This is a genomic window from Psychrobacter sp. W2-37-MNA-CIBAN-0211, from assembly GCF_040309405.1.
Taxonomy (GTDB): domain Bacteria; phylum Pseudomonadota; class Gammaproteobacteria; order Pseudomonadales; family Moraxellaceae; genus Psychrobacter; species Psychrobacter glaciei.
This window is the reverse complement of record NZ_JBEOOU010000177.1, coordinates 1-275: the sequence shown is the minus strand read 5'-3', so window position 1 is coordinate 275 and position 275 is coordinate 1. Positions and strand designations below refer to the sequence as shown.

1 pseudogene is annotated in these 275 nt (G+C 62.9%); it reads right to left on the bottom strand.

Annotation, left to right across the window (positions count from 1 at the left end):
- A pseudogene (locus tag AAEY72_RS14790) lies at nt 1-275 on the bottom strand (glutamate synthase small subunit); the annotation flags it as partial.

Here is a 275-nt window from a genome sequence, read left to right as displayed (position 1 = left end):
ACTTGATGCCGACCGGATCGTTGTTGATCCCGAGCGTGCAGGCCGCTTCGCACGGCGCCGGGCAGATGCGGCCCGTGAATTCCGGGAAGTTGTTGGTCGAGTGCAGGACTTCGATCGCCTGCTGCCAGTCCTGGCGGTAAACGAGATCGTTGAAGTCCGGGATGATGTTGTTGACCGGGCAGCCGTTGTTGCAGAACGGGATGCCGCAATCCATGCAGCGCGCGCCCTGGACCTTCGCGTCCGCGTCGGTCAGCGCCGCGACGAATTCCTTGTAG